Below are 8,498 nucleotides of genomic sequence, written 5' to 3' on the forward strand. Positions count from 1 at the left end.
TCAAGGGTTTTCGGCATTCTCCTTATAATTAATAATTGTCAATTGTCAATTGTCAATTGTCAATTAATTAGGGTAGCCAATGGGGATGAAAGCCCATGAGAGGTAGTTGTTCTGGTTTAATGTCAATATTGGTATTATCAGCTATAGGTAGCATGGGCATTAACCAGAGACTACTACTAGCAATGGGTTCACCATCATCAGTTTTTAAGGTGTTTGCGGGTAATGGTGTGGTGTTATTGGCAATGGGAACTACTTGGTCAAATAAGAAGCCTAAACCGTCAGGTGCTAAACTGGTTTGCACATTACGTTGAGCCGGAGGCAAGATTAACAATGGTTTTTGCTTGCCTGTTTTCAAGTCAATGGATACCAAGTAAGGTTGTTCTATGTATTGTTCTTTAGAAATAAGTTGGGTAACTAAACAGTAAAGACTAGGGGAAGCCGGATCAAACTGACAGCTAAGAATTGAGCCTGTAGTTTTTAATAATTGTTTTTGTACACCTTGGTTGGTGACTAAAAACAAATCTCGCGTATAATCAGTATTAAATTTGACCATCGCTGCCTGGGAACCGTCCTTAGAGAAAGCTTGGACTAAGCCAAATTGAGGCAGAAAATCGAGAGGTTTGTTGCTATCACCGTCTAAAGATACAATTGCTGTCCCCTGTCCTTGGGAAACTGCTACGGCTTTGCTATCGGGTGTAATCAGAAAATCTCCACCAGGCTGCCCTTGTAACCGTTTTGGCGTGGGTTTTTCGGCGGAATTATCATTGCTGGTTGATAAGTACCAGAGAGCAAAATCACCGGGATTATCTCGTTTACCTCTTTGAATAACAATAATTTTGCCATCGGCTGAAAGGTCAAATTTGAGATTTTGATATTCTTTGTTATCTAAAATTAGGTCAACTTTCCCTGCGGCGGCTATTTCTGTCCCAATTTGACTAGAAATACCTGTGCTGACTGTATAAAGTTGGGCGGAAAGTAAATCAGGATTTTTAGCAGAACGAGCCGAGAAGAGGATTTTTTCACCATTGGGGAATGGTTCAAAATCCATCACAATTAAGTCTTTGGGGGTAAGAACTTTTTTTTGTTCTTGGGTTAAATTATAAAGTACCAACTGCCCTTGGACTTCTGGTGCCGAGCCAATATAAAGGATGACGCGATTGCGGGTAGAAAAGCTACCTGTAAAGGGCTGCATGACGCGGTTTTTTCCTTCCGCTTGGGAATATTTATCTTGACCTTTTTCTAGTTTGACTTGGTAGTTTGTGCCGTAGGGGGCTGGGGTAAGGAGTGTGTACACCATTCTTCTGCCAGCCCAACTGGTTTTACCGGCTAGAGGTGGATCTATTTTTAAATTCTCCTCGATGCTTTTGGAGTCCATTGGCCGACTAAAGGTGAGGGAGAAGGAGAGATCCTCAGCGCCAATTTGTTGATTTTCCCAGGTAAAGGTGCGAACCATAGGTTTGACTACATCACCTTTCCAGATGATTAACCCAATCAACACACTCAGTAGGAGCATGACGGCGATCGCAATTCCGTCTAAGGGTTGAATAAGTTTATAGGATTTGTTCATCTAACAATTTTAGATTTTGGATTTTAGATTAGGGAACAACTGACAACTAACAACTGACAACTGACAACTGACTAATAACTGTAAGGATTTTGAGGTTGGGGAATTTTTTTCAGGGAGTTGGCTTTGATAGTGAGTTGGCGTTTCTCTCCGACAGTTTGTGTTGTCATTTGTCCTTCTATTTCTAACCATGTATCAGGGGGGTACTGTTGACGTGATCCAGATATTTGGACTGGTAATCCCACGGGATAAGCGTCTGCGGCACAACAACTGAGAACAAATCTGGCTAAAAATATATATTCTTCACTGACGTTAGGTTGATGAATCACAAATCCCTGGACTTTTGCCTTTTGCCCTGTGTATGCGTCCGGTTCGGGATAGACATTCAATGTGCGGACCCAATCTACAAGCGATCGCTCTTCTGGGCGAACTGTAGCCCGAAATGCCTGGGGTTGAGTGCGACTAACACCTGTTGATTCAGTCACACCCCGATCTAGGGCTGTTTGACTCGCAAAGACACGAGGTGTAATCATTAATCCTAAAATTGCCGTTGTTAGTAACAGGAAACTGCCCCAACCAGGGGGAAACAAATTAATATGCCCAGCACTAGGTATTTGGGGAAGGTGACGGTGTTTCCACAGTTGCAATCCCTTAGAGAAACCAATGATTAATAAGGCTATGCCGGCGACAACTACTAGCCAAAAGAAATCCGGGTGAATCAATAAGTAGAGTTTGCCCGTTAGCCAATATTTCAACATCAGAATACCCCAAGCTGTAATGGCTAATACATCTAGCCAAGGGATGAATTTATTTGGGGCTTTAGTTTGGGAATTTAGCATTAAAGTTATTTAGGTATCATAAGGAATAGGTAAGAGGGAATAGGGAGGAGGGAAGGGGGAACAGAAATTATTTTAGAAAATTACCGACTACCTTTTTTTCAATCTCCAATTACTATATTCCCACCTTCCCAGGATTTAAACCCCATACCTCACACCCCACATTTGAGGGGGAAAAAAGAAAATTTTGCTCAAAAGAGACCCAATCTTGATTCAGATCACGTGCAGATTCAGAAATAGGGTGAATAAAAGTGTCAATTGTCCAGCTAATAAAAACAGATATATCAAGGCTTTTGGCTTAAAAATTGAGAGCATTAAACCAATACCTTTAATATCAATCATCGGTCCAAAGACTAGAAATGCTAACAATGACCCGCTAGTAAAGGTGGAAGCAAAAGACAGGGCAAAAAAGGCATCAACTGTGGAGCATATTGATACAACTGCTGCTAATACTAGCATGGCTAAAATCGAGCTAATTGGCCCAGCCCCAAGACTAATAATCAGGTCACGGGGGGCTAAAACTTGGGTAGCGGCGGCGATCGCACTGCCTAATACCATGACTCCGCCTAATTCCCGGAGTTCTTGGATAATATTATCTAATAGGGAGCGGAGTTTCTCTGATAAGGGTTTACTGAAGTTAGAAATGGCAGCGACTTCACTGTAACTATCATCTATACGTTTCGATGCTCCCGTTGTGCCACCAAGAATATATGTTCCTGATTGCAATAAACTCGGTGTATTAGTTTGGGGTTGTACTTGAGATTGTCGTCCCCTGCGGTTTGTTTTCGGTGGTGCTGGGGGGTTAAATTTAAGATAACGGGCGATTGATGGTTGCAGAAAGGGAACTAAATCCGGTTGAAAGCTGAAGATAAAACCAATAATAGTCGCAATGGCTAGGGAAAATACCACTCTTAACACTACTATTTCTGGTTGATCCCGGAATGCAGTCCAAGTTGACCAAATGACAATTGGGTTAATTGTCGGTGCTGCTAATAAAAAGCCAATTGCTACTGGTGTGGGTACTCCCTGCATCAATAGCCGTCTGGCCACAGGCACATTACCGCACTCACAAACTGGAAACAAAAAGCCGATCATACTGCCAAATAAAGCCCCCAATAGGGGATTTCTGGGCATTTTCTCCACCAATTTACTTTCATCGACAAATAATAGTAATAGACTGGATAAAAATACACCCAGCAGTAAAAATGGCATCGCCTCCACTAGTAGACTGAGAAATATTGTAAAACCATTGTTCAGTTGATTCATGGGCGTTGTATTCAACAGCAGTTCTGAGTTTTAGAGTTTTGTGTTGTCATTTCATTTAATAGGGTAGCGAGAAATATGGCTAACACCAACCTATACTAAAGCGATACGGGGATCATTGATTAAGCAGCTAAAATTAAATCCCATTATAGTGAGGAAATTATAGCAGTCCTCAATAATTTATGAAAAAATTGCTTGTCTTTTGCCTACCATTGCTAAATTTACAACTTATGGACAACGGCTAGATAAGTTATTAGACATATCCACAAAAAAATATATAAACGTTACATGGAACGTCTCTACAAGAATGCTGGATGAAATATATTTAATTTTTTAATTTTCATGAAACCCACATTCCGCACCCCCCGGTGTCACAATCGGTTTTTTCTGATTTTTATCCCCATTTAATGTTGTATTTTGTACCAAAACCAAGAAATATTGGTAGGCGATCGCTAAAACCAAATCTCCAAACGACCAATTTTCGTTGTGTGACAGTTTAGGGTGCGGAAGGTAGGATGAAATCTAATAATTTTGCCAAAGAGTATAGCATTGCGCTTGACCCTGAATAATGGGTTTTTCAGTTGGGGGCAATACAAGCCGAATTAAACCCGTAGGCTTCTGACCACTTTTCAACTGTACCCTTACCAATAGGGATAATTTTAGTATCACCATTAGCAAAGGTTAAACGCATACGTATTTCTTTTTGGGGTGCATTTTTCAACAAATTAGCAGCCGTGCTATCAATAGCAAAGCTGGTATCTGTCATATACCAAGTGCTGGAACGTTTAGAGTTTTGAGTCCCAGTATACGTGTAATCACCCTTAAATGCTCTGACTTTGGTGCTTTCGCTGCGAGATAGTTCCAGAATCTGATTATTAAGTCCTAGTTGTATAGTTTTAGGAACTAATGCTTTCAATTCTGCTTGACCGTTGTTAGGTGATGATTGGATAACCATTTTCACAAAACACCCTTCTATTTTACTACCCCAGAAAGAAACAACCACAAATCTACCGGGAAAAGGACTAGAAAATGGACCAGTCCCAGTAATAAAGCTGCTAAAGTCACTTGTCCCTTCACCGTGCCGATCTATGACAACTTTGCCTAGTGTGGCATCAACAAGTGTATCTTTGATATTGGCTACTTGGCTAAATGGAAACCCACTACCAGCCCAATAAATGCCCTTATCTGTATTAAGTTTATCTTCCTCAATAGTAGTTTGAGCGATCGCTCTTCCTTGCCATCCATTTAAGAATCCTGTGATTACTAATGCAGTCGAAAAACTACTTAAATACTTTTTCCACATGATAATTCCCTCATTAATTTTTTTAACAGCTATAACCGGGGCAAACATTTACTGGCTGGGTTGGTGCTATATATTTAGCGGGTCTTACGGGAACACTATTAGTTGGTGATACTGGTTTAGGCGGCAGTATAGGTGGAATCTCACCCCCAGTAGGAGGTTTCCGCCCGGTTAGAGAGTAAAAGATGTTAATAGGAATTGCCGCATTAAATCCTGTTTTTTGCTGCGTGGATGTTCCGGTTTCCTGTTGTCCAATTCCTGGCTTTTTCACGGGTGTGATTGGTTTTCGTCTGACTCTTGTTTCTGACTGACCAGAATCATTGTCATCTCCGCCATCTGCATCTGCCAGTCCGTGAATACCGATAACTCTACCATAAATATCAAATACAGGACCCCCACTATTACCAATAAAGGTAGTGGCATTGTATACCAATCTGTAACCGTTATCCGCTCCAGGATTGAAAGTGACTACCTTACCTGGTGTGACAGTATATGTTCTATTCCTGCCTTTATTACGAAAAATACTGGGAAATCCGGTTACTGTAATCTCTGCCCCAATTTTTACCTCTTCAGAATTTCCTAAAGCAGCGACAGGATAGTTTTCCTGAGCTTCAAAGGTAACTATGGCTAAATCTGGGTCTTTCGGATTTTTTTGGAATATTTGACGGTCTTTAATGGGATAATCTTTGCCATTATAAGTATGAATTGTGTAATTAATGCCCGTGCTACAGGTAACTGGTTTGCGTCCCTGTATGGCATCACATACAACATGATTAGCCGTTAGAACGGTGTAAAGGTTTCCTTTTTTGTCAATAATTACACCTGATCCGCCGGGAGAGTCACTACCTTCACTATTAATTTGTACTGTAGTTTGTTGGGCAGCGTCCTCAAGTTTTCCCGCTTGGGCGGGAATCAATGCTACAAAAAATACAAATATTGACACCGTAACCGAGAAAATAGCAGAATTATTTTTCAGTATTTGGTTAGATAGATTCATATTTACATACAAATGACTTAAGTGAGATGGTATCACACCTACTTGGTAGAATCAATGGGTTTAGACAGGGAATTTACTCCCTGCCCATACTTTACCTTACAAGCGTCCTCCAGTATAAGCGCTCATAGGTTCTTTGATAAACCTGATGTAAAGATGCCTAAAAGTAGACTTAATCACACGGGGCATGGCAAAATCTATGGGCATTAACTTTTCGGGTAATTGCCAATCTGTAATTTGTAATAAATCGGGTGATAAATTCGGGAAGTGAATATCACTTAATTCGGGACATATTCCCAATCTTTGGGAAGCTGCAACTGTGGGAACTTGTGCGGGTGCAACTTGGAGAATTTCTAACATTGCTCTATCTAAAGCAAATACATTACTCGCAGCTGCTAGAATTTCTAATTTCCGAGGTTCTCCCCCACTTGGTCCATTACCTTCATGACCAATAATTCCATCTAAAATTGTTAAAGTTGGATTAATTGCTCTGGCAGTTTCTACTAACATTTCTCCAAATTTGTTAGCATCTTTACCTGCTTCCATGTGCCACCAAGCTTTCATTTTCCCAGGAACACAACCAAAGAGATTTTTAACTCCTAAAGTTAGGGTTAATTGCATATGAGATTTAACTTTAGGCAGATTAATAATCACGTCTGCTTCCATTGCTTCTTTCGATAAAAGCAAGTGATTAAAATTGTCGTTGACGGTTTGATAACGTTTCCCGTGAAATTCCACCAGTGGTAATTTTAGTTCTTCTAAAATTGGTAATAAACCATTCGCTATGGCCACACCTTTAGCACTACCAAAAGCGGGACTATCTCCTAAAAATGGATTTCCACCCACAGCAATTACCATTTCGGCAACAGCACGCACTAATTCTGGTCTGGTGGTACATTCTTTAGTAGGACGAGAACCTGTGAGCAGGTTGGGTTTGAGTAAAACGCGGTTGCCTGGTTTGACAAAAGCAGCCATGCCCCCTAAAGGTTCTAGCAGTGTTTCTAAGGATTCTTTTAAAGCTTCCTGTTCGTAGGATTTAGCCCGAATGAGACTAACAGATGGTTTTTGTGTTGACATGGAAAATAATTGCGTTATATTACATTCAGCATTAATACTGTATCAAAAATTAAACTATAGTGGAAAAGTTCTTCCTACTTTCACAAAGATGAATCTAAAGAACAGTTATGGTAGGGAGTTTTATGAAATACTAATTTTGCTAATATTTATTTTATTTCTCAGGGTAGATGAAACAGCTAAAATCACGCTCGCAAGATTTACAAGATAGCCCGGAAAGTTTGAAAGCCCCTGAGAAACAGGAACGAAGTTCCGTCTTTCGTGCTTTAGACAGGGGATGAAAAACGGCACGGGCAGTTCGACAAGCTCACTGACCACGGTTTTAACCGCCTTCAATATTTCACCATTAATCATCTTGACTATCTTACTGCACAAAATGTAGTATAAGACTGGAGGTGAAAACGATGCTAGTTTTTGAGTTCAAGACTTACGGAAAATCAGTTCAATTCAGTGCAATAGATGATGCAATTCGTACCGCTCAATTCGTTCGCAATAGCTGTATTCGGCTATGGATGGACATAAAAGACACGGGCAAAAACGACTTGCAGAAATATTGCGCTGTTTTAGCAGCTAATTTTCCATTCGCTAATGAACTTAACTCAATGGCTAGACAAGCCAGTGCTGAACGAGCATGGTCTTCTATCTCTCGGTTTTATGATAATTCCAAGAAGAATATTCCTGGTTTAAAAGGATATCCTCAATTTCAAAAAGATTGCCGTTCTGTTGAATACAAAACATCAGGATGGAAACTTTCAGAAGATCGTAAATCTATCACATTTACCGATAAAAAAGGTATTGGTAGATTAAAAATCAAAGGGACTCGTGATTTGCATTTTTATCAAATAAATCAAATCAAACGAGTCAGATTAGTCAAACGGGCTGATGGTTATTATTGTCAGTTTTGTATTGACGTTAATCGCCAAGAAGATATAACTCCATCAGGAAGTACGATTGGATTGGATGTAGGCTTAAAAGAATACTACACAGATTCCAATGGTGAAATGATTGAGAACCCTAAATTTCTTCGTGAGGGAGAAAAGGTTCTTAAACGTTCACAACGTCGTGTTTCTAGGAAAGTCAAAGGTTCAAAAAATAGAGGCAAGGCTAGACAGATTTTAAGTAAACGCCACCTCAAAATAAGTAGGAAACGTAAAGACCATGCTGTGAAATTAGCACGGTGCGTAGTTCAGTCAAACGACTTGATATCCTACGAAGATTTGAGAATTAAAAATATGGTGAAAAATCATTGTTTAGCCAAGTCTATTAACGACGCATCTTGGTATCAGTTTCGTGTTTGGCTTGAATATTTTGGAAAAGTATTCAAGAGAGTCACGGTAGCGGTTAATCCGCAATACACAAGCCAAGAATGCTCTAGCTGTGGTGAAATCGTTAAAAAATCTCTATCCACCAGAACGCATATTTGTAAATGCGGTTGTGTAATGGATAGAGATGGTGCGATTCGTTGTT

Annotated in this window: 8 protein-coding genes; 1 reads left to right on the forward strand and 7 read right to left on the reverse strand. The window is 40.1% G+C overall.

Annotated features, from left to right (window positions below; translation table 11 throughout):
* Positions 1–67: 67 nt before the first annotated feature.
* The 7 genes from FJR06_RS11000 to FJR06_RS11030 all read right to left on the reverse strand — a co-directional run bounded on the left by FJR06_RS11000 (position 68) and on the right by FJR06_RS11030 (position 7,385).
* Positions 68–1,567, reverse strand: coding sequence for an Ig-like domain-containing protein (locus FJR06_RS11000; RefSeq protein WP_015080938.1), 1,500 nt, complete (start codon positions 1,565–1,567; stop codon positions 68–70).
* Positions 1,568–1,638: 71 nt separating this feature from the next.
* Positions 1,639–2,403 (reverse strand): TIGR03943 family protein, encoded by a 765-nt coding sequence (locus tag FJR06_RS11005; RefSeq protein ID WP_168651424.1) that lies wholly within the window; start codon positions 2,401–2,403, stop codon positions 1,639–1,641.
* Between the two features lie 210 nt (positions 2,404–2,613).
* The gene (locus FJR06_RS11010) at positions 2,614–3,666 is read right to left on the reverse strand and encodes a permease (RefSeq protein ID WP_015080940.1); all 1,053 of its coding nucleotides are present in this window, start codon (positions 3,664–3,666) and stop codon (positions 2,614–2,616) included.
* 574 nt (positions 3,667–4,240) lie between these two features.
* Positions 4,241–4,966, reverse strand: a complete 726-nt coding sequence (locus FJR06_RS11015; RefSeq protein ID WP_168651425.1) for a hypothetical protein — start codon at positions 4,964–4,966, stop codon at positions 4,241–4,243.
* Positions 4,967–4,988: 22 nt separating this feature from the next.
* Entirely contained in the window at positions 4,989–5,960 is a 972-nt protein-coding gene (locus FJR06_RS11020; protein ID WP_168651426.1) for a serine protease, read from the reverse strand.
* A 96-nt stretch (positions 5,961–6,056) separates the two neighbouring features.
* Entirely contained in the window at positions 6,057–7,034 is a 978-nt protein-coding gene (locus FJR06_RS11025; RefSeq protein ID WP_148761555.1) for a DUF362 domain-containing protein, read from the reverse strand.
* Between the two features lie 120 nt (positions 7,035–7,154).
* Complete coding sequence (locus FJR06_RS11030; RefSeq protein WP_168651427.1) at positions 7,155–7,385, reverse strand: hypothetical protein; 231 nt, start codon at positions 7,383–7,385, stop codon at positions 7,155–7,157.
* A gap of 50 nt (positions 7,386–7,435) precedes the next feature.
* On the opposite strand from FJR06_RS11030, the gene FJR06_RS11035 reads away from it, so the two are divergent.
* On the forward strand, positions 7,436–8,498 hold a 1,063-nt coding region (locus FJR06_RS11035; protein ID WP_168651428.1), incomplete at its 3' end, for an RNA-guided endonuclease TnpB family protein.

The sequence above is a fragment of the Dolichospermum sp. UHCC 0352 genome, assembly GCF_009711925.1.
Lineage (GTDB): Bacteria > Cyanobacteriota > Cyanobacteriia > Cyanobacteriales > Nostocaceae > Dolichospermum > Dolichospermum lemmermannii.

Excerpts from the sequence above, each read along its gene's own strand:
- FJR06_RS11030 (WP_168651427.1), bottom strand. The coding sequence starts at position 7,385 with ATGATTAATGGTGAAATATTGAAGGCGGTTAAAACCGTGGTCAGTGAG.
- FJR06_RS11000 (WP_015080938.1), bottom strand. The coding sequence starts at position 1,567 with ATGAACAAATCCTATAAACTTATTCAACCCTTAGACGGAATTGCGATC.
- FJR06_RS11025 (WP_148761555.1), bottom strand. The coding sequence starts at position 7,034 with ATGTCAACACAAAAACCATCTGTTAGTCTCATTCGGGCTAAATCCTAC.
- FJR06_RS11015 (WP_168651425.1), bottom strand. The coding sequence starts at position 4,966 with ATGTGGAAAAAGTATTTAAGTAGTTTTTCGACTGCATTAGTAATCACA.
- FJR06_RS11005 (WP_168651424.1), bottom strand. The coding sequence starts at position 2,403 with ATGCTAAATTCCCAAACTAAAGCCCCAAATAAATTCATCCCTTGGCTA.
- FJR06_RS11010 (WP_015080940.1), bottom strand. The coding sequence starts at position 3,666 with ATGAATCAACTGAACAATGGTTTTACAATATTTCTCAGTCTACTAGTG.
- FJR06_RS11020 (WP_168651426.1), bottom strand. The coding sequence starts at position 5,960 with ATGAATCTATCTAACCAAATACTGAAAAATAATTCTGCTATTTTCTCG.